Annotated in this window: 15 protein-coding genes; 4 read left to right on the forward strand and 11 right to left on the reverse strand. The window is 65.4% G+C overall.

Features of this window, described 5'->3' with window-relative positions; all coding sequences use genetic code 11:
• Positions 1 to 224: 224 nt before the first annotated feature.
• The 10 genes from putA to ftsK form a co-directional block, all read right to left on the reverse strand.
• Entirely contained in the window at positions 225 to 4,163 is a 3,939-nt protein-coding gene (gene putA / locus GA645_RS16305) for a trifunctional transcriptional regulator/proline dehydrogenase/L-glutamate gamma-semialdehyde dehydrogenase (protein WP_152224055.1), read from the reverse strand.
• Positions 4,164 to 4,554: 391 nt separating this feature from the next.
• A complete protein-coding gene (locus GA645_RS16310) occupies positions 4,555 to 4,875 on the reverse strand; it encodes a DUF2025 family protein (RefSeq protein WP_152224056.1) in 321 nt (106 codons plus the stop codon).
• A gap of 200 nt (positions 4,876 to 5,075) precedes the next feature.
• The gene (ubiM, locus tag GA645_RS16315) at positions 5,076 to 6,248 is read right to left on the reverse strand and encodes a 5-demethoxyubiquinol-8 5-hydroxylase UbiM (RefSeq protein ID WP_152224057.1); all 1,173 of its coding nucleotides are present in this window, start codon (positions 6,246 to 6,248) and stop codon (positions 5,076 to 5,078) included.
• A gap of 137 nt (positions 6,249 to 6,385) precedes the next feature.
• Entirely contained in the window at positions 6,386 to 7,228 is an 843-nt protein-coding gene (locus GA645_RS16320) for an IclR family transcriptional regulator (RefSeq protein ID WP_152224058.1), read from the reverse strand.
• Between the two features lie 204 nt (positions 7,229 to 7,432).
• Positions 7,433 to 7,762, reverse strand: a complete 330-nt coding sequence (locus tag GA645_RS16325) for a lysozyme inhibitor LprI family protein (protein WP_256675937.1) — start codon at positions 7,760 to 7,762, stop codon at positions 7,433 to 7,435.
• Between the two features lie 14 nt (positions 7,763 to 7,776).
• Positions 7,777 to 9,162 carry a siroheme synthase CysG gene (cysG, locus tag GA645_RS16330; protein WP_152224060.1) on the reverse strand — a complete coding sequence of 462 codons (1,386 nt, stop codon included), beginning with the start codon at positions 9,160 to 9,162 and terminating at the stop codon, positions 7,777 to 7,779.
• A 1-nt stretch (position 9,163) separates the two neighbouring features.
• The gene (gene serS / locus GA645_RS16335; protein WP_152224061.1) at positions 9,164 to 10,444 is read right to left on the reverse strand and encodes a serine--tRNA ligase; all 1,281 of its coding nucleotides are present in this window, start codon (positions 10,442 to 10,444) and stop codon (positions 9,164 to 9,166) included.
• A gap of 46 nt (positions 10,445 to 10,490) precedes the next feature.
• Positions 10,491 to 11,816, reverse strand: coding sequence for a replication-associated recombination protein A (locus tag GA645_RS16340; RefSeq protein WP_152224062.1), 1,326 nt, complete (start codon positions 11,814 to 11,816; stop codon positions 10,491 to 10,493).
• Positions 11,817 to 11,854: 38 nt separating this feature from the next.
• Positions 11,855 to 12,478: an outer membrane lipoprotein chaperone LolA gene (gene lolA / locus GA645_RS16345; RefSeq protein WP_152224063.1), complete on the reverse strand. Its 624-nt coding sequence runs from the start codon at positions 12,476 to 12,478 to the stop codon at positions 11,855 to 11,857.
• A gap of 19 nt (positions 12,479 to 12,497) precedes the next feature.
• A complete protein-coding gene (gene ftsK / locus GA645_RS16350; protein ID WP_372239765.1) occupies positions 12,498 to 14,963 on the reverse strand; it encodes a DNA translocase FtsK in 2,466 nt (821 codons plus the stop codon).
• Positions 14,964 to 15,133: 170 nt separating this feature from the next.
• Here ftsK and trxB point away from each other — a divergent pair, with 170 nt between their 5' ends.
• The 4 genes from trxB to infA all read left to right on the forward strand — a co-directional run bounded on the left by trxB (position 15,134) and on the right by infA (position 17,890).
• Positions 15,134 to 16,084 (forward strand): thioredoxin-disulfide reductase, encoded by a 951-nt coding sequence (gene trxB, locus GA645_RS16355; protein ID WP_152224065.1) that lies wholly within the window; start codon positions 15,134 to 15,136, stop codon positions 16,082 to 16,084.
• 38 nt (positions 16,085 to 16,122) lie between these two features.
• Positions 16,123 to 16,827, forward strand: a complete 705-nt coding sequence (gene aat / locus GA645_RS16360) for a leucyl/phenylalanyl-tRNA--protein transferase (RefSeq protein ID WP_152224066.1) — start codon at positions 16,123 to 16,125, stop codon at positions 16,825 to 16,827.
• A 31-nt stretch (positions 16,828 to 16,858) separates the two neighbouring features.
• On the forward strand, positions 16,859 to 17,566 hold the full coding sequence (locus tag GA645_RS16365) for an arginyltransferase (protein WP_152224067.1): 708 nt from the start codon (positions 16,859 to 16,861) through the stop codon (positions 17,564 to 17,566).
• A gap of 105 nt (positions 17,567 to 17,671) precedes the next feature.
• Positions 17,672 to 17,890, forward strand: a complete 219-nt coding sequence (gene infA, locus GA645_RS16370; RefSeq protein ID WP_002553999.1) for a translation initiation factor IF-1 — start codon at positions 17,672 to 17,674, stop codon at positions 17,888 to 17,890.
• Between the two features lie 83 nt (positions 17,891 to 17,973).
• Here the strand turns inward: infA and clpA are convergent, their stop codons facing one another.
• The gene (clpA, locus tag GA645_RS16375; RefSeq protein ID WP_152224068.1) at positions 17,974 to 20,247 is read right to left on the reverse strand and encodes an ATP-dependent Clp protease ATP-binding subunit ClpA; all 2,274 of its coding nucleotides are present in this window, start codon (positions 20,245 to 20,247) and stop codon (positions 17,974 to 17,976) included.
• Positions 20,248 to 20,254: the final 7 nt, after the last annotated feature.

Consider the following 20,254-nt stretch of genomic DNA (forward strand, 5'->3'; position numbering starts at 1 on the left):
TCCTACAAGGGCTGCCATGTTCAGGATCAAAGAGGAACCGGCGGAGCGGATAGCTCCGCCGTTGTGCCGGGCAAGGTGCCCGAAACGGATTGCGCGGGAAGCGCGGGGGAAACGGTCTGCCGGGAGCGGGTAGCCCCACCCGAAGGCTGGCAGGCCGGCTGGCCACCGTAAGGTGGCCGGAAAGCTTGCCGGAAGCGCCCGGTAAGGCGCTCCCGGCACGAACGTCAGCCGATAGTCATCAGGCTGGCGTTGCCGCCGGCGGCGGCGGTGTTGACGCTCAGGGCGCGTTCGATCAGCAGGCGTTCCAGCGGGATGTCGGTTTCCCCGCGGTTAAGCCCGGTAACGCCGACGATGGCGCCCTTGCGCTTGGATGCCTGTTCGCAGACCGCACGCAGCTGATCGGAATCACCGTGGTGCAGGATGGCGTCGAAGGCGCTGTCGGTGGCGGCCCAGTCGGCGATCAGGTCGATGCGCTTCTGCACCTCCTTCGGCAGGCTGGTGACCAGTTCGCTCTGCGCCTGCAGGACCAGCGCACGGCTGCCCACGGACAGCACGGCAGCCAGTTGCGCCAGCAGGTCGCCACGCTCCTCGGCCAGGCACAGCACGTGTTCGCGCGGCAGCAGGCTGTAGGTGTTGCGCTCGCCGGTCGGGCCGGTCAGCACCTGTACGGTGTAGCTCTGCGACAGCTCGGCGTAACCGCCGATCAGCGCGGCCAGCGCCGGCTCGTTCTGGCTGGCCCACTGGGTCAGCGCATCCACTGCCTTGCTCGCCACGGCCGGACGCCCGATCGCTTGCGCACCGTCGCCCTGCAGTTGCCTGGCCACCGCGTCCTGCGGGCGGGTCGAGAGCAGGCGGTACAGGTACAGCGGGCCACCGGCTTTCGGACCGGTGCCGGACAGGCCTTCACCGCCGAAGGGCTGCACGCCGACCACGGCGCCGACCACGTTGCGGTTGACGTAGAGGTTGCCGACGTGGGCGCTCTCCACCACCTGGGCGATGGTCTCGTCGATACGGGTGTGCACACCCAGGGTCAGGCCGTAGCCGCTGGCGTTGATCTGCGCGAGCAGCTGGTCCAGCTCGGCGCGCTCATAGCGCACAACGTGCAGCACCGGGCCGAAGATTTCACGCTTGAGCTCGCTGAAGCTGTCCAGCTCGATCAGGGTCGGCACGACGAAGGTGCCGCGCTTGATCTCCTCGGCATCGACACGGGCGCTCTGGAACACCTTGCGGCCTTTGTCGCGCATGGTCTGGATGTGCTTGTCGATGTTGCCCTTGGCTTCCTCGTCGATCACCGGACCGATGTCGGTGTGCAGGCGCTCCGGCGCGCCAATACGGTACTCGGCCATGGCGCCCTTGAGCATGGCGACCACGCGGTCGGCCACGTCGGCCTGCACGCACAGTACGCGCAGGGCCGAGCAACGCTGGCCGGCGCTGTCGAAGGCGGAGTTGACCACGTCCACCACCACTTGCTCGGCCAGCGCCGAGGAGTCGACGATCATGGCGTTGAGGCCGCCGGTTTCGGCGATCAGCGGGATGGTGCGGCCCTGGGCGTCGAGGCGGCCGGCGATATTGCGCTGGAGGATGCCGGCCACTTCGGTGGAACCGGTGAACATCACGCCACGCACGCGCACGTCTCCGACAAGACGGGCGCCGACGGTTTCACCACGGCCCGGCAGCAGCTGCACGGCGCCGACCGGTACGCCGGCTTCGAGAAGGATGCGCACGGCCTGCGCGGCGATCAGCGGGGTCTGCTCGGCCGGCTTGGCCAACACGGTGTTACCGGCGGCCAGGGCGGCGGCCACCTGGCCGCTGAAGATCGCCAGCGGGAAGTTCCACGGGCTGATGCACACCACTGGGCCCAGCGGGCGGTGGCTGTCGTTGGCGAAGTGGGTGCTGGCCTGGGCGCCGTAGTAACGGAGGAAGTCCACCGCCTCGCGCACTTCGGCGATGGCGTTGGCGAAAGTTTTGCCCGACTCGCGCACCAGCACGCCCATAAGCTGCTGGATCTCGGCTTCCATCAGGTCAGCGGCACGCTGCAGGATGGCGCCGCGCTCGGCCGGCTGGGTGGACTGCCAGATTTGCGCGCTGGACAGCGCGCCGAGGATGGCGTTGTTCACGTCGGCTTCGCTGGCTTCATGCACGTGGCCCACGATATCGCGCAAGTCGGCCGGGTTGCGTACCGGCTGCGGTTCGCCCGGTGCGGCATCCACCAGGCCGAGGATCGGCGCGGCCAGGTAGGCGTGGTTGGTGCTCGACAGCAGCGCCGAGGACAGCGAACCCAGACGGTGCTCGTTGGCCAGGTCGATGCCGGCGGAGTTCTGGCGTGCCTCGCCGTACAGCTCACGCGGCAGCGAGATGCGCGGGTGCGGCAGACCCAGGGTGCCTTCCTGTGCAGCCATCTGCTCGACCTGCAGTACCGGGTCCAGCACCAGGTCCTTGAGGGAGATGCTGTGGTCGGCGATGCGGTTGACGAAGGAGGTGTTGGCGCCGTTTTCCAGCAGGCGGCGAACGAGATACGCCAGCAGGGTTTCATGGCTGCCCACCGGTGCGTAGATACGGCACGGACGGTTGAACTTGCCGTCGGCGACCTTGCCCACCACCTGCTCGTACAGCGGCTCGCCCATGCCGTGCAGGCACTGGAACTCGTACTGGCCCGGGTAGTAGTTCTGCCCGGCGAGGTTGTAGATGGCCGACAACGAGTGGGCGTTGTGGGTGGCGAACTGCGGGTAGATGGCTTCCGGAACGGCCAGCAGCTTGCGCGCGCAGGCCAGGTAGGAAACGTCGGTGTACGGCTTGCGGGTATAGACCGGGTAGCCCTCCAGGCCGTTGACCTGGGCCATCTTGATCTCGCTGTCCCAGTAGGCGCCCTTCACCAGGCGGATCATCAGGCGGTGGCGGCTGCGCTTGGCCAGGTCGATCACGTAGTCGATCACGTACGGGCAGCGCTTCTGGTAGGCCTGGATGACGAAGCCGATGCCGTTCCAGCCGGCGAGGCTCGGCTCGAAGCACAGACGCTCCAGCAGGTCGAGGGAGATTTCCAGGCGGTCGGCTTCCTCGGCATCGACGTTGATGCCGATGTCGTAGTCGCGGGCCATCTTCACCAGACCCAGAACGGTCGGGTACAGCTCGTCCATCACGCGCTCGTACTGGGCGCGGCTGTAGCGCGGGTGCAGCGCGGAGAGCTTGATCGAGATGCCCGGGCCTTCATAGATGCCACGACCGTGGGAGGCCTTGCCGATGGCATGGATGGCCTGCTCGTAGGACGCCAGGTAGCGCTTGGCGTCCTCATCGGTCAGCGCAGCTTCGCCGAGCATGTCGTAGGAGTAGCGGAAGCCCCTGGATTCCATGGTGGCCGCATTCGCCAGCGCCTCGGCGATGGTCTCGCCGGTGACGAACTGCTCGCCCATCAGGCGCATGGCCATGTCCACGCCCTTGCGGATCAGCGGCTCGCCGGACTTGCCGATGATGCGGTTGAGCGCCGAGGACATGCCGGCTTCAGTGTGGGTCGAGACCAGCTTGCCGGTGATCAGCAGGCCCCAGGAGGCCGCGTTGACGAACATCGACGGGCTCTGGCCCAGGTGCTGGCTCCAGTTGCCGCTGCTGATCTTGTCGCGGATCAGCGCGTCACGAGTGGCCTTGTCCGGGATGCGCAGCAGCGCCTCGGCCAGGCACATCAGCGCCACGCCTTCCTGGGACGACAGGGAGAACTCCTGCAGCAGACCCTGCACCAGGCCCTGGCGGCCACCGGCGTTCTTCTGGTTGCGCAGCTTCTCGGCAATGCCCAGGGCCATCTTGTTGGCGGCGTCGGCCTGCTCTTTCGGCAGACGGGCCAGGTCCAGCAGCATCGGCAGCGCCTCGGTTTCCGGGCGGCGATAGGCGGCGGTGATGGCGGCGCGCAGGACCGACTGCGGCAGGATGCTTTCGGCGAAATCGAGGAAGACCTGCAGTCCCCGCTCGCTCAGCGAGTCCACGGACTCTTCGCCTGCGGCGGCGGCCAGCCCGGAGTGCTCGGCGGGAGTCAGTCCACCCTCGACCTGTTCCAGGTACGTGAAGATCGCCTGCTTGATCAGCCAGTGCGGGGTACGGTCGAGCTGCTGGGCGGCGAGCTTGAGACGTTCACGGGTGGCGTCGTCGAGCTTCACGCCGAGGGTAGTGGTGGCCATGGGTCGTCCTATTGTTAAAGTTTGGAGCATGCAAAGCGGCGCAAGGTTAAACCGTCGCCCACAAAGGTGCAACCAGGTGCAACCACTCTTTCCCGACCGCCCCGAACCCTGGAAACACGACGCACCACGGGCTCTAGCACTCAGCACCCAAGAGCCATGCCGACAGGCGAGCAAGACGAAGGTGTAACCCGCAACGGGAATAGGTTGCACCTCAACGCAAGGCGAACCTGGACAGCATAGGCCAGGGCGCGGCGGGTTGCGCTCGCGGAGGCGATTGCGGGATGGGGAACGAACGGACGAATTCAGCCCCCTGAACGAGGGACAATCACGAGGGATTGCCCAGGCGGGATGCGAGGCCAGCCGGTGCAACCGGCCGCCCCGCCGAACTGGATTACTTCAGGCGCCGTTCCGCCGCGATTTCCGGCAGATCGGTGCGACGCAGGTAGGTGAGCAAGGGCTCGCTGAAGTTGAGGCGATCATTGATGTTCTGTGCAACGAGGATTTCCAGGCACTCGCGGCTCAGGGTCATGACATCCCCCGCCCGTAGCGCCCAGACGAATTCGCAGGCCGGCCGGATACTGTCCTCGACCACGTCCATGCCAAAGGAATCCTCGCTGAAACGCACGATGTACTTGCCCGTCTTGCGGTTGAAGCCGACAAAGCCGCGAAGGCCGTCGGCCGCGGCGCAGATGTCGCTGGAAGTGAAGGCCATGGTTCCCCCCTGGACCGGATTGTTATGGGTTTCGCACGCAGGAGGAGCCGCTCTGCCGGCGGCTGGATCGTTCATTCTGCACCACGCCGGGCAGGCCCGACTGTGGGCTTTCGCAGGAGCGGACTGCGTCCGCGATGCTCTTTCGCTCGGACCATCGCGGACAGAGTCCGCTCCTACAAGAGCCCCTGCCCGCCCTGCCCTTACGCCCCCTGCGCTAGGTGCCGCGCAATCACCTGCCGCAGCGGCGGCAGGCCCTGGGCCAGGCGCAGGCCGGCATTACGCAGCAGGCGCACCGGTGGGCGCGGGTCGGTGTACATGCCGACGATCAGGCGTGTGGCCTGGTACAACGGCCAGGTCGCCAGGCGATGGGCCGTGGCGTAACGGCGCAGCGGCCAGGCGCCGCCGATATCGCCGCCGCGCCGATGGGTGGACAACACCTCCGCTGCGAGCCGGCGCTGGCTCTGCAAACCGAAGTTGAAGCCGTGGGCGGTGACCGGATGCATGCCGACGGCGGCATCGCCGATCAGCGCACTGCGCGGCCCCACGAAGCGGTCGGCGAAAACACCCACCAGCGGGTAGGTATGGCGCGGGCCGAGCAGCTGCATCGCACCCAGGCGGCGGTCGAAGCGTCGCTCCATCTCATGGGCGAAGGCTGTCTCGTCCAACTCCAGCAGCGGCGCCATCTCGCGCTGCGGGAGGGTCAGTACCACCGAGGAGCGGTCACCATTGACCGGCAGCAGCGCCAGGGTCTGGCCGTAGCCGAACCATTCCCAGGCCACGTTGTGGTGCGGTCGTTCGTGGGCCATGCGGCAGACCATCATGGTCTTGCCGAAATCCTCCATGCTCGCGCCAATGCCGAGCATCCGCCGCGTTTCGGAGAAACGGCTGTCGGCGGCGACCAGCAGGCGCGCGCGCACCACGCTGTCATTGTCCAGCGTAAGTTGCACGCCGTCGCGCTCCATCCGCAGCGAGCGCAAGGCCCGGCCGCAGACCAGCGATACATCCGGGCACTCGTGCACGGCATCGAAGGCCACGCGGCGAATCACCTGATTGGCCACGAAGTAGCCCAACTGCTCGGCGCCCGCCTGCCCCGCCTCGATACGCAGCGCGAACAGCGACGAGCCGTTGAGCACCTGGGCATCGCGCAGCGGCGAGATCTCCTGCGGGTCGATGCGCGACCACATCCCCAGGCGTTGCAACTCGGCGCGGGAGGCGTGGGTCAGGGCGATCTCGCGGCCGTCCTCGGCCGGCTCGGCCAGGCTCGCAAGGGGCTGGCGTTCGATCAGCAGGACCGACAGGCCGTTGCCGGACAACGAGCGAGCCAGGCATAGCCCGGCGGGGCCGGCGCCGACGATGGCGATGTCCACGTGCATGGGTGACTCCTTTCGCAGGGATAGGCGGTCCCGGAGTCTAGGTTGGCCGCACAGCGCTTTCGTTGCCGTGGATCAGTACGGCGCAGCGCCGCCCCTGCGGCAGCGCGGCGCATACCTCTTCAGGGGCATGTCGCGGCTCAATGGAACAGTCGCGTACCCAGCTCGCGACTGGCCTCCAGCAGCACCGGCAGGAAGCGCGTCTCCAGCTCCTGGCGCGACACCCGCCCGGCATGGGTGCCGACGTTCAGCGCCGCCAGCACCTGACCGGCAGAGTCCTTCAGCGGCACGGCAATGGAGCGCAGGCCGACCTCCAGCTCCTGGTCGATGATCACCCAGCCCTGCTGGCGGATCTCGGCGACGCTCGCCCGCAGCATGTCCGGCGTGTGCACGGTGCGGCTGGTCTTCACCTGCAGGTCGGCGTGGGCCAGGTAGTCCTCCAGCGCTTCGTCATCCAGGCCGGCGAGCAGGATGCGTCCCATCGAGGTGCAATAGGCCGGCAGCCGGCTGCCGACGCTGAGGTCCACCGAAATCAGGCGCTGCGGGGTGGCGGAGCGGGCGATGTAGAGGATTTCGTCGCCTTCCAGGGTCGCCATCGAACACGCCTCATGCAACTGCTCGCTCAGGCGATCGAGGATCGGCTGGGCGGTGACCGCCAGGGGCGTGGACGACAGGTAGGCGTGACCGAGGGTCAGCACCTTGGGCAGCAATGAGTAGGTACGCCCGTCGGAAGTGACGTAGCCCAGCTTCATCAGGGTGTGCAGGCAGCGACGCACGGCGGCCCGAGGAATCTCGGTGCGATGGCTGATCTGCGCGATGGTCAGGTGGCGCTTGCGCTCCTGGAACGCATGGATCACCGCCAGGCCTCGGGCCAGCGAGGTCATGAAATTCGGGTCACCGGTGAAAGCCTCGATGCGCTTGGCCGGCGAGGCAATGATCGGCGGAGCGAGGGGCGGCAGGCTGGCGCGGGGGGCGTCGGTCATTTCTTGTTGTTCCTGACAGGCGGGTTCCGGGCGATTATCGATACGACCGGGCGATTATCGCAACAGGAGTGACCGATTATCGAACAGAGCTTGATACCCCATCGAAGCGGGCGTCATCCGCGATCAGCGCCTGACGCATAACCCGACCCGGGCGACAGCACAGCGACAGGCCCGCGCCGACGAAAACCGAGGCGTAATCGCAGATCAGATTGGCTTGTCGATGCCGTCGTAGACTTTCTGCAACGCGTCCAGGCGATCCCTGTAGCGTTGCTTCAGGCATGCCTTGTTGGCCCCACAGGCGCGCCGCTGCTCCAGCCACGCCAGCTGTGAATCGCCCAGGCTGCCACGCATACCCATGGCGAACAGCCCTCTGAGCAAGCGATAGGTGGTCGCCATCTGCACATCCAGTTCGGACAGCTGGCGATCGGCACAGATGGTTTTCTCGTCAGCCTGTTTTGCCCTGCCGCAGTCGAAGCTGGCGGCAGTGGCTGGCAGCGCGGCATAACCCAGGGCACATGCGATACCCAGCGTCATGCCACGCATCACCTTCATTGCTGGCCTTCGAACCAGGCGAGCTTGTCCCGCAGCCGCACGACCTCGCCCACGATCACCAGCGTCGGCGCATGCACCTCATGCTCAGCCACCAGCTCAGGCAGGCTGGCCAGCGTACCGGTGAATACCCGCTGATGCACGGTAGTGCCTTGCTGAACCAGCGCTGCCGGGGTATCGGCGGAACGGCCATGGCGCACCAGTTGCTCGCAGATCACCGGCAAGCCGACCAAGCCCATGTAGAACACCAGGGTCTGCCCCGGCGCGACCAGGTCGTTCCAGGGCAGATCGGTCGTGCCGTCCTTCAGGTGGCCGGTCACGAAGCGCACCGACTGCGCGTAGTCGCGATGGGTCAGCGGGATGCCGGCGTAGGCGGCGCAACCGCTCGCTGCGGTGATGCCGGGCACGACCTGGAACGGGATGCCGTTGGCCGCCAGTTCGTCGATCTCTTCACCACCACGACCGAAGATGAACGGGTCGCCACCCTTCAGACGCAGCACGCGCTTGCCCTGCAGAGCCAGCTCGACCAGTTTGCGATTGATCTCGTCCTGCGGCACGGCGTGATCCGCGCGGCGCTTGCCGACGTAGAGGCGATCGGCGTCGCGGCGGCACAGCTCGAGAATCGCCGGAGCGACGAGGCGGTCGTAGAGCACCACGTCAGCCTGCTGCATCAGCCGCAGGGCGCGGAAGGTCAGCAGGTCGGGATCGCCCGGACCGGCACCGACCAGATAGACCTCACCGCGGGACTCGGGCTGCGGCGACTCCAGCTTGTCCGCCAGCAGGCGTTCAGCTTCGTTCGGCTGACCGGACAGCATGCGTTCGGCCACCGGCCCCTGGAACACCTCCTCCCAGAATTTGCGGCGCTGTTGCAGGTCCGGCAGACGCTGCTTCACGCGCTCACGGAAGCGGCTGGCAAGCCCGGCCAGCTGGCCGTAGGTCGCGGGAATCCAGGTTTCCAGCTTGGCCCGCAGCAGGCGCGCCAGTACCGGCGCATCGCCACCACTGGACACGGCCACTACCAGCGGCGAACGGTCGACGATGGCCGGGAAGATCACGCTGCACAACGCGGGCGCATCAACTACGTTGACCGGCACGCCACGCTCGTTGGCATCGCGGGAGACCTGCGCGTTGAGCGACTCATCGTCGGTAGCGGCAATGACAAGCACGCATTCCTGCAAATCGCTCTGGAGGTAAGGGCGCAGGAGCAATTCGCCCGCGCCCTCCTCGGCCAGCTCACGAAGCTCGGAGTGCACCTCGGGCGCCACGACTCGCAACACCGCGCCAGCGTCGCTCAGCAGGCGCGCCTTGCGCAGTGCGACATCACCGCCGCCGACCAGTAGCGCGCGACGTCCGCGCAGGATGTGGAACAGCGGCAGGAAGTCCATTTCAGCCGATGACCTCGATGCCGGCCATGTACGGCTTCAGCACGTCCGGTACGCGGATCGAGCCATCAGCCTGCTGGTAGTTCTCCAGCACGGCGACCAGGGTGCGGCCCACGGCCAGGCCCGAACCGTTGAGGGTATGCACCAGCTCCGGCTTGCCGGTCTCCGGGTTGCGGTAGCGCGCCTGCATGCGGCGAGCCTGGAAGTCGCCACAGTTGGAGCAGGAGGAAATCTCGCGGTACTTGTCCTGGCTCGGCACCCAGACTTCAAGGTCGTAGGTCTTGGCGGCGCCGAAGCCCATGTCGCCAGTGCACAGCGCGAGGGCGCGGTACGGCAGCTCCAGGGCCTGGAGGACCTTCTCGGCGTTGCCGACCAGGCTTTCCAGCGCTTCCCAGGATTTGGACGGCTCGACGATCTGCACCATCTCGACCTTGTCGAACTGGTGCTGGCGGATCATGCCGCGGGTATCACGGCCCGAGGCGCCGGCTTCGCTGCGGAAGCAAGGGGTATGGGCGACGAACTTCAGCGGCAGCTCCTTCGCGTCGAGGATCTGGCCGGCAACGATGTTGGTCAGCGAGACTTCGGCAGTCGGGATCAGGTACAGATCGGCTTCGTCTTCACGCTGGATCTTGAACAGGTCTTCCTCGAACTTCGGCAGCTGGCCGGTGCCCTGCAGCGCCGGAGCCTGCACCAGGTACGGGGTGTAGGCTTCTTCGTAGCCGTGCTCGCGGGTGTGCAGGTCGATCATGAACTGCGCCAGGGCACGGTGCAGACGGGCGATCGGGCCGCGCATCAGGGCGAAGCGGGCGCCGGACAGGCGTGCGGCGGTCTCGAAGTCCAGCCAGCCGTGTTGTTCGCCCAGGGCAACGTGGTCCTTGATCTCAAAATCGAAGGAGCGCGGAGTGCCCCAGCGACGGACTTCGACGTTCTGCTCCTCATCCTCGCCCACCGGCACGGACTCGTGGGGCAGGTTCGGGATGTTCAGCAGCAAGGTATCCAGTTCGACCTGGATGGCGTCCAGTTCGCGCTTGCCCGACTCCAGCTCCTCGGCCATGCGATTGACCTCGGCCTTCAGCGGCGCGACGTCTTCGCCATTCTTCATGGCCAGGCCGATCGCCTTGGAACGCGAGTTGCGCTCGGCCTGCAGGGTCTCGGTACGGGTCTGCACGGACTTGCGCTGGCTCTCCAGCGCTTCGATGCGCGCCACATCCAGGGTGAAGCCACGGGTAGCCAGGCGTTCGGCCACTTCTTGCGGCTGGGTACGAACCAGTTTGGAATCGAGCATGGTGTGTTCTCGTGTCTAGTGTCAGGCGGCGCTCGCGGGCGCCACTTCAGGATCTTCTGCGTCTGCGGGGACTGGCCTGGTCGAGGCTTGCCAGATGGCGCAACTTCTCGCCGATCTTCAGCTCCAGTCCGCGCGGTACGGGTTGGTAATACTGGCGCGGCTCCATGGACTCGGGGAAGTAGTCTTCCCCGGCCGCGTAGGCATCCGGCTCATCATGGGCATAACGGTACTCGTCGCCATAGCCCAGGTTCTTCATCAACTTGGTCGGCGCGTTGCGCAAATGCAGCGGCACCTCCAGCGAGCCACTCTCCGCCACGTCACGGCGAGCCGTATTGTAGGCGTTGTAGACGGCGTTGCTCTTCGGCGCGCAGGCCAGATAGACGATGGCCTGCGCAATCGCCAGCTCGCCTTCCGGGCTGCCCAGGCGCTCCTGCACGTCCCAGGCATTAAGGCACAGCGTCAGCGCACGGGGGTCGGCGTTGCCGATATCCTCGCTGGCCATGCGTACCACGCGGCGGGCGATATAGAGCGGATCGCAGCCGCCGTCGAGCATGCGCGAATACCAGTACAGCGCCCCGTCCGGGCTGGAGCCGCGCACGGATTTATGCAGCGCGCTGATCTGGTCGTAGAAGGCCTCGCCACCCTTGTCGAAGCGGCGGCGCGAGTCGCCCAGCAGGTTCTGCAGCAGCTCGGCGCTGATCTCACCGTTGTCTTCGGCGAGGTCGGAGGCGTTTTCCAGCAGGTTGAGCAGGCGGCGGCCATCGCCGTCGGCGGCGGCCATGAGGATGGCGAAGCTTTCGTCCGGCAGGCTCAGGTTGCGCTTGCCCAGGCCCTTGTCTTCGCTCAGCGCGCGCTGCACCAGGCGGCGCAGGGCCGCTTCGTCCAGGCTTTTCAGCACATAGACGCGGGCGCGGGACAACAGCGCGTTGTTCAGCTCGAAGGACGGGTTCTCGGTGGTCGCACCGATGAAGATCAGGGTGCCGTCTTCGACATAGGGCAGGAAGGCATCCTGCTGGCTTTTGTTGAAGCGATGCACCTCGTCGACGAAGAGGATGGTGCGACGGCCGTACTGCGCGGCGTGCTGCTTGGCCACTTCCACCGACTGGCGGATTTCCTTCACACCCGAGAGCACCGCCGAGATCGTCTCGAAGTGCGCGTCGGTGACCTGGGCCAGCAGCTTCGCCAGAGTGGTCTTGCCGACCCCGGGCGGGCCCCAGAAGATCATCGAGTGCAGCGCACCCTGCTCCAGCGCCTCGCGCAGCGGCTTGCCGCGGGCGAGCAGGTGCTCCTGGCCGACGTACTCGTCCAGGCTGGTCGCGCGCAGGCGCGCGGCCAGGGGCTGGGAAACGGGGGCGGAGCGAAACAGATCCAAGGGTCTTACCTATAACTCAAACGGGCGCGAGGCCTCGGTCATTCCTGGATGACGTCGACGCCCTTGGGCACCTCGAAGACGAACTGCTTGGCGTCCATCGCCTCGTTCATCTTCACGTCAAAGAACAGGATGTTGGTGCGCTGGCCGACGCTGTCGATCAGCTGCATGTCGTTCACCACACCGCTGCGGAAGGAAATCCGCAGGCTGTCGAACAGCGTGTCCTTGGACTTGGGCTTGAGGACGAAGTCGACCACGTTGCCGCCGTCTTTGGCAGTGATGTCGAAGCTCTGACCAATCTTCGAGACATCGCCGGAAAGCAGCAGCGCCGGGGTCTGGGTCAGGCGCTGGTCGAGCTTCTGGATAGTCACCTGCTCCAGGTCCGGGTCATACAGCCAGATCTTCTCGCCATTGGAGATGAGCAGCTGCTCGTTCGGCGCATCGGTGTGCCAGCGGAACAGGCCGGGGCGCTTGAGGCCCAGGGTACCGGCGGTTTCCTGCAGGCGGGTGCCGCTGCCATCCAGGGTCAGCTGGGAGAAGCGCGCGGTCATTGTCTGGGCCTTGGTGAGCATCCCGCTCAGGCGCTGCGCAGCGGCCTCGTCGGCATGGGCCTGGACACCGGCGACAGCCAGCGCAGCAACGAACAACAGGCGGATCAGACGCATCGAAATCCTCGAAGTCGAATCAATCACGGATCGGGGCCGGCGCGATGACTTCGCGCGAGCCATTGGTATTCATCGCGGTGACCACGCCGGCCATTTCCATCGCCTCGATCATCCGCGCGGCACGGTTGTAGCCGATTTTCAGCTTGCGCTGCACGGCAGAGATGGAAGCCCGGCGGCTTTCGGTCACGAAGCGTACGGCTTCGTCGTAGAGCGGATCGTCCTCGCTGCCCTCGCCACCTTCGCCGCCGCCACCTTCGAACGAACCGCCGCCACCGCCTTCATCGGCGCCAGCGAGGATGTCCTCGACGTAGTTCGGCGCGCCACGCAGCTTCCACGCCTCAACCACGCGGTGCACTTCATCGTCGGAGACGAAGGCGCCATGGACGCGGATCGGCAGGCCGGTGCCCGGCGGCAGGTAGAGCATGTCGCCGTGACCCAGCAACTGCTCGGCGCCACCCTGGTCGAGGATGGTGCGCGAGTCGATCTTGCTGGACACCTGGAATGCGATACGGGTCGGAATGTTTGCCTTGATCAGGCCGGTGATCACGTCCACCGATGGACGCTGGGTCGCCAGGATCAGGTGGATGCCCGCCGCACGCGCCTTCTGGGCGATACGGGCGATCAGTTCTTCCACCTTCTTGCCGACGATCATCATCATGTCGGCGAACTCGTCGACCACCACCACGATGGTCGGCAGAGTCTGCAGCAGCGGCGCCTCGTCTTCCATGCTCTCGCGGCGGTACAGCGGGTCGGTCAGCGGCGCGCCAGCCTCCTCCGCATCCTTCACCTTGCGGTTGAAGCCGGCGAGGTTACGTACGCCCATGGCCGCCATCAGCTTATAGCGGCGCTCCATCTCGGCGACGCTCCAGCGCAGCGCGTTGGCGGCCTCCTTCATGTCGGTGACCACCGGACAGAGCAGGTGCGGAATGCCTTCGTAGATCGACAGTTCCAGCATCTTCGGGTCGATCATGATCAGTCGCGCCTCTTCCGGCGTGGACTTGAACAGGATCGACAGGAGCATGGCGTTCACGCCCACCGACTTACCGGAACCGGTAGTACCCGCCACCAGCAGGTGCGGCATCTTCGCGAGGTCCGTGATGATCGGGTTGCCGCCGATGTCGTGGCCCAGGGCCAGCGGCACGGTGGACTTGTGCTCGTCGTATTCCGGCGTCATCAGCACTTCGGAGAAGCGCACCATCTGCCGGTCTTCGTTGGGAATCTCGATGCCGACGGTGGTCTTGCCGGGGATGACTTCCACCACGCGGACACTGATCACCGCCAGCGAGCGCGCCAGGTCCTTCGCCAGGTTGGAGATACGGCTGACCTTCACGCCAGCAGCCGGCTGGATTTCGAAACGGGTGATCACCGGCCCCGGATGCACGGACTCGACGATGACTTCGACGCCGAACTCCTTGAGCTTGATCTCCAGCAGGCGCGACATGGCCTCCAGGGACTCGGGCGAATAGCTCTGCTTCTTCTCGGAAGCCGGGTCGAGGATCGACAGTGGCGGCAGCGTGCCTTCCACGGCGGTATCGACGAACAGCGGCGCCTGCTTTTCCTTCAGCACGCGCTTGCTAGGCTCGACGGGCTTGGCGGGCGGCGGCGGCACATCGATCTTCGGCGCCACGCGCTTCTCGCGCTCCTGCACGCTCTTGACCAGGGCTTCCTCGCGCTCGATCAGGCGCTCCTTGACCTTGGCCTGCTCGCGACGGTCGGCAACGATGGGCGCGGCGACTTCGGCCACACGCTCGTCCACCTCGCGCAACTGGGCGACCAGCTGCTTGTGCTCGCTGCGGGCGCTCCACCAGCGGTTGGCGGCATTTTGGATCAGTTCGAAGAGATCGAGGGTGATCTTGCCGGTAACGTCCATGACCTTGAACCAGGACAGGTCGGCGAAGACGGTCATGCCGAACAGGAACAGCGCCAGGAACAGCAGGGTACTGCCCTGCACGTTCAAGGCATTGACCCCCAGCTGTCCCAGGCTTTCGCCCAGGGCGCCGCCGGCAGTGGCCGGCATGTGGCCGCCAGTGGCATGGAAATGGATGTAGGCCAGCGCGGAGCCGGCCAGCACCAGGAAGACCAGCCCGATCAGACGCCAGGAGAACAGCCAGCCGCTCCACTCCCAGGGCAGGTGGCGCTTGCGGAAGACCTGATAGGTCTTCACCGCCAGCAGCAGCGGGAACAGGTAGGCGAAATAGCCCAGCACCATGAACAGGATGTCGGCGCTCAGGGCACCCAGGCGACCGGCAGCATTCTGCACCTGATCGACGTGACTGGAGTGACTCCAGCCCGGATCGGACGGATCATAGGTGAGCAACGCCATCCACAGGTAAAGGCAGAGCGCGCCCAGCGCGATCAACGCCCCTTCCTTCAGGCGATAGTGCAGTTGCTGACGCCAGGCGGCGGCATGGCTTGCTGTGGTGGTGTCCTTCAAAACGCGTCTATTCCTGCGCTTTACGCGCGTCCGAGAGTCGTTGAGCCTCAAAACGGGCCTATTGTACGGCTTTGGCCAGCCGATGCCAGCGAGCCCGGAAGCGTCCGACAGCGCTTTTGCCGGCTTTCCGAGGTTCGGTGTAGCATAGCCCATCACCGATTTTCGGCTGCTCAATTGGAGCATGCATTCTCTTACGTGACAAAGGCTTATGGAGTCTTTTTATGAGTGAAGTCAAGCATTCGCGCCTGATCATCCTGGGCTCCGGCCCTGCCGGCTACACCGCGGCCGTGTACGCTGCTCGCGCCAACCTCAAGCCTGTTGTCATCACCGGTATCCAGCCCGGCGGCCAGCTCACCACCACCACCGAAGTCGACAACTGGCCGGGCGACGTCGAAGGCCTGACCGGTCCGGCTCTGATGGAGCGCATGCAGCAGCACGCCCAGCGTTTCGATACCGAGATCGTCTACGACCACATCCACACCGCCGAGTTGCAGCAGAAGCCCTTCACCCTCAAGGGTGACAGCGGCACCTACACCTGCGACGCGCTGATCATCGCCACCGGCGCTTCCGCGCAGTACCTGGGCATGTCCTCCGAGCAGGCCTTCATGGGCAAGGGCGTGTCCGCCTGCGCCACCTGCGACGGTTTCTTCTACCGCAACCAGGTGGTCTGCGTGGTTGGCGGCGGCAACACCGCCGTGGAAGAGGCACTGTACCTGTCCAACATTGCGAAAGAAGTTCACCTGATCCACCGCCGCGACAAGCTGCGCTCGGAGAAAATCCTACAGGACAAGCTGTTCGAGAAGGCCCAGAACGGCAACGTGCGCCTGCACTGGAACACCACCCTGGACGAAGTCCTGGGCGACGACATGGGCGTGATCGGCGTGCGCCTGAAGGACGCCGAAAGCGGCGCAACCCGCCAGCTGGACGTTTCCGGCGTGTTCATCGCCATCGGCCACAAACCCAACACCGACCTGTTCACCGGCCAACTGGACATGCATGACGGCTACCTGAAGATCAAGGGCGGCGCCGAAGGCAACGCCACCCAGACCAGCATCGAAGGCGTGTTCGCCGCCGGCGACGTGGCCGACCACGTTTACCGCCAGGCGATCACTTCCGCCGGCGCCGGCTGCATGGCCGCGCTGGACGCCGAAAAGTTCCTCGACGACAACTGATCGGCCAAAGGGGAGGCCCGCCCTCCCCTCCTCCGCCCATGCTCAACTGGCTATCTCGCGACAACTTCGACTTCCCTCCCCTGGACAAGGCCCTGCACGAGCCCAACGGCCTGCTCGCGGCCGGCGGCGACCTCGACCCGCGCCGCCTGATCCAGGCGTACCGTCACGGCTGCTTCCCCTGGTACCAGGACGGCCAGCCGATTCTCTGGTGGTCGCCCGATCCACGCACCGTGCTGTTCCCCGGCGAACTGCATGTCTCCCGCAGCCTGGCCAAGCTCATCCGCCAGCAGCGCTACCAGGTCACCATCGACCAGGCCTTCGAACAGGTCATCCACGGCTGCGCCGGACCACGCGACTACGCCGACGGCACCTGGATCACCACGCCGATGCAGCAGGCCTACTGCGAACTGCATCGCATGGGCGTCGCCCACTCGGTGGAAGCCTGGGACGGCAGCGAGCTGGTCGGCGGACTGTACGGACTGGCCATCGGTCGGCTGTTCTTCGGCGAGTCCATGTTCAGCCACGCGGACAATGCTTCCAAGGTGGCGTTCGCCACCCTGGTGCAACGCCTCAAGGCCGCAGGTTTCGAGCTGATCGACTGCCAGATGCCGACCCAGCACCTGCACAGCTTCGGCGCGAGAGCCATATCCCGGCGCGAATTCGCAGCTTATCTGCGCCGCCACCTCGACCAATCGCCATTGCAGGACTGGACTTCGCAAGCGGACCAGCCCAGCCTGGCTTAAACTTGTCAGAGGGTCCTCGCAGGGGTTGAAGATGACCGAGCTCGCCCGCCTGAAGTTTTACGCCACACAGCCGCACCCATGCAGCTATCTGCCCGAAGAGCAGGCCACCACCCTGTTCCTCGACCCCAGCCAGCCCATGGACGCGCAGCTGTACGCCTCGCTTTCGGAGGTCGGCTTCCGGCGTAGCGGCGAGCACCTGTACCGCCCCCACTGCCAGCACTGCACCGCCTGCATCCCGGCACGCATCCCGGCGGCCAATTTCCTCCCCAACCGTCAGCAGAAACGCATCCTCAAGCGCAACGCGGACCTCGAGGTCATTCGCAAGCGGCCGACCTTCACCGAGGAGTACTACGCGCTGTACATGCGCTACATCGAACAGCGCCACGCCGACGGCGACATGTACCCGCCCAGCCGCGACCAGTTCGCCACCTTCCTGGTTCGCGACCTGCCGTTCAGTTGCTTCTTCGAGTTCCGCCTGCAGGGCCGCCTGCTGGCCGTCGCGGTCACTGACGTCCTGCCCAACGGACTCTCGGCGGTCTACACCTTCTATGACCCCGACGAAGAGCGCCGCAGCCTGGGCCGCTTCGCCATCCTCTGGCAGGTCGCCGAGACCCATCGCCTGGGTCTGCACGCGGTCTACCTCGGCTACTGGATCAAGAACTGCCGAAAGATGAACTACAAGACCCAGTACCGGCCGATCGAGCTGTTCGTTAACCAGCGCTGGGTCGTGTTGAACTGATCCATTACACGCCAGTTGGCGTTACGGCGCATTTTCAGGCACAATGTGTGCCTTTTTTAATGGCCTGAAACTTCAGGCAACCATAGATACCGAGGGCTCTACTGCATGTCGAAAGAAGACAGCTTCGAAATGGAAGGCACTGTCGTCGACACCCTGCCCAACACCATGTTCCGCGTGGAGTTGGAGAACGGGCACGTCGTTACCGCGCACATCTCCGGCAAGATGCGCAAGAACTACATCCGCATCCTGACCGGCGACAAGGTTCGCGTAGAACTGACGCCCTACGACCTGTCCAAGGGTCGTATCACCTACCGCGCCCGCTGACGGACGGTAGCGCCGGAAGCCAGATCCGGCACACAGAAAAACGCCCGGCATTGCCGGGCGTTTTCGTTTGCGCCTGACGCTCGTCAGGCCGGCTCTACGGCGATCACTTCAAACTCGAAGGCCAGCTCGCCATCCTTCAGGTCCACATGGGCCACACCACCGTGCTCGGCCAGCTCGCCGAACAGGATCTCCTCGGCCAGCGGCCGCTTGATCTTGTCCTGGATAAGCCGCGCCATCGGACGCGCACCCATCTGCGGGTCGTACCCCTTTTCCGCCAGCCAGTTACGCGCCGCGTCACTGACCTCGATCTGCACGTGCTTGTCCTCGAGCTGCGCCTGCAGTTCGGTGAGGAACTTGTCGACGATGTTCTTGATGGTTTCGAGACTGAGGCGGCCGAACTGGATGATGGTATCCAGGCGATTGCGGAACTCAGGCGTGAAGCTCTTCTTGATCACTTCCATGGCGTCGGTCGAGTGATCCTGCAGCGTGAAGCCGATGGAGGCTCGCGCCGCGATTTCCGCGCCGGCGTTGGTGGTCATGATCAGGATGACGTTGCGGAAGTCCGCCTTGCGCCCGTTGTTGTCGGTCAGGGTGCCGTGGTCCATCACCTGCAGCAGCAGGTTGAAGACTTCCGGATGCGCCTTCTCGATCTCATCCAGCAGCAGCACGCAGTGCGGTGTCTTGGTGATCGCTTCAGTCAGCAGGCCGCCCTGGTCGAAACCGACGTAGCCCGGAGGCGCGCCGATCAGACGGGATACGGTGTGCCGTTCCATGTACTCGGACATGTCGAAGCGCACCAGCTCCACCCCCAGCGCCTTGGCCAGCTGACGAGCCACTTCGGTCTTGCCCACCCCGGTCGGGCCGGAGAACAGGAAGGAGCCGACCGGCTTGTCCGGTGACTTCAGGCCCGCACGGGACAGCTTGATCGCGGTGGACAGCGATTCGATGGCCGCAGCCTGGCCGAACACGGTCAGCTTCAGGTCGCGCTCCAGATTGCGCAGCAGCTCTTTATCGGAGCTGGAGACGTGCTTCGGAGGAATGCGCGCGATCTTCGCGACGATGTCCTCGACCTGCGGCACCTCGATGCGCTTCACGCGTTTCTCTTCCGGCTGCAGGCGCTGGTAGGCGCCCGCTTCGTCGATCACGTCGATGGCCTTGTCCGGCATGTGGCGATCGTTGATGTAGCGCGCAGCCAGTTCGGCGGCGGCACGCAGCGCCTCGTCGCTGTACTCGACATGGTGGTGCTGCTCGAAGCGTGGCTTCAGGCCCTTCAGGATGCCATAGGTATCCTCGACGGACGGCTCGGTGACGTCGACCTTCTGGAAGCGACGCGCCAGAGCACGGTCCTTCTCGAAGATGCCGCGGAATTCCTGGAAGGTGGTGGAACCGATGCAGCGGATTTCGCCAGAGGACAGCAACGGCTTGAGCAGGTTGGACGCATCCATCACCCCGCCCGATGCCGCGCCGGCACCGATGATGGTGTGGATCTCGTCGATGAACAGCACCGCATGCGGACGCTTGCGCAGCTCGTTGAGCAGCGCCTTGAAGCGCTTCTCAAAATCACCACGGTACTTGGTGCCCGCCAGCAACGCGCCCAGGTCCAGGGAATAGACGACGCTGTCGGACAGCAGGTCCGGCACCTGGCCGTCGACGATGCGTTTGGCCAGGCCTTCGGCGATGGCGGTCTTGCCGACGCCCGCTTCACCGACCAGCAGCGGGTTGTTCTTGCGGCGGCGCGCCAGAATCTGCGCGACACGCTCGACTTCGGATTCACGACCGACCAGCGGATCGATGCGCCCCTGGCGCGCCAGGTCGTTCAGGTTGCTGGCATAGGCGTCCAGCGGATGGCTGGAGGTCGAAGACTCACCGCCCTCCTCGTCCTGCATATCCTGTTCGTTTTCCTGATGCTCGGCATGGCCCGGCACCTTGGAAATGCCGTGGGCGATGTAATTGACCACATCGATGCGCGCGACGCTCTGCTGCTTGAGCAGGAACACCGCCTGGCTTTCCTGCTCGCTGAAGATGGCCACCAGCACATTGGCGCCAGTCACTTCGCGCTTGCCGGAGCTCTGCACGTGGAACACCGCGCGCTGCAACACGCGCTGGAAGCCCAGGGTCGGCTGGGTCTCGCGATCCTCATCATGCTGAGGGATCAGTGGCGTAGTGGAGTCGATGAACTCCTGCAGGTCCCGCCGCAGCTTGTCCAGGTTAGCTCCACACGCTCTCAGGACCGTTGCGGCAGCTTCGTTATCCAGAAGCGCCAACAGCAAGTGCTCAACGGTCATGAACTCATGCCGCTTCGCCCGCGCCTCCTTGAAGGCGAGATTGAGGGTGACTTCGAGCTCTCGATTCAACATGACTTCA

The sequence above is a fragment of the Pseudomonas sp. SCB32 genome, assembly GCF_009189165.1.
In the GTDB taxonomy this organism is placed as follows: domain Bacteria; phylum Pseudomonadota; class Gammaproteobacteria; order Pseudomonadales; family Pseudomonadaceae; genus Pseudomonas.

Coding starts and splice junctions, on each gene's coding strand:
- GA645_RS16310 (WP_152224056.1), bottom strand. CDS start 4,875: ATGGCCTTCACTTCCAGCGACATCTGCGCCGCGGCCGACGGCCTTCGC.
- lolA (WP_152224063.1), bottom strand. CDS start 12,478: ATGCGTCTGATCCGCCTGTTGTTCGTTGCTGCGCTGGCTGTCGCCGGT.
- GA645_RS16325 (WP_256675937.1), bottom strand. CDS start 7,762: ATGACGCTGGGTATCGCATGTGCCCTGGGTTATGCCGCGCTGCCAGCC.
- aat (WP_152224066.1), top strand. CDS start 16,123: ATGCTCAACTGGCTATCTCGCGACAACTTCGACTTCCCTCCCCTGGAC.
- GA645_RS16320 (WP_152224058.1), bottom strand. CDS start 7,228: ATGACCGACGCCCCCCGCGCCAGCCTGCCGCCCCTCGCTCCGCCGATC.
- GA645_RS16365 (WP_152224067.1), top strand. CDS start 16,859: ATGACCGAGCTCGCCCGCCTGAAGTTTTACGCCACACAGCCGCACCCA.
- trxB (WP_152224065.1), top strand. CDS start 15,134: ATGAGTGAAGTCAAGCATTCGCGCCTGATCATCCTGGGCTCCGGCCCT.
- serS (WP_152224061.1), bottom strand. CDS start 10,444: ATGCTCGATTCCAAACTGGTTCGTACCCAGCCGCAAGAAGTGGCCGAA.
- clpA (WP_152224068.1), bottom strand. CDS start 20,247: ATGTTGAATCGAGAGCTCGAAGTCACCCTCAATCTCGCCTTCAAGGAG.
- ubiM (WP_152224057.1), bottom strand. CDS start 6,248: ATGCACGTGGACATCGCCATCGTCGGCGCCGGCCCCGCCGGGCTATGC.
- infA (WP_002553999.1), top strand. CDS start 17,672: ATGTCGAAAGAAGACAGCTTCGAAATGGAAGGCACTGTCGTCGACACC.
- putA (WP_152224055.1), bottom strand. CDS start 4,163: ATGGCCACCACTACCCTCGGCGTGAAGCTCGACGACGCCACCCGTGAA.
- cysG (WP_152224060.1), bottom strand. CDS start 9,162: ATGGACTTCCTGCCGCTGTTCCACATCCTGCGCGGACGTCGCGCGCTA.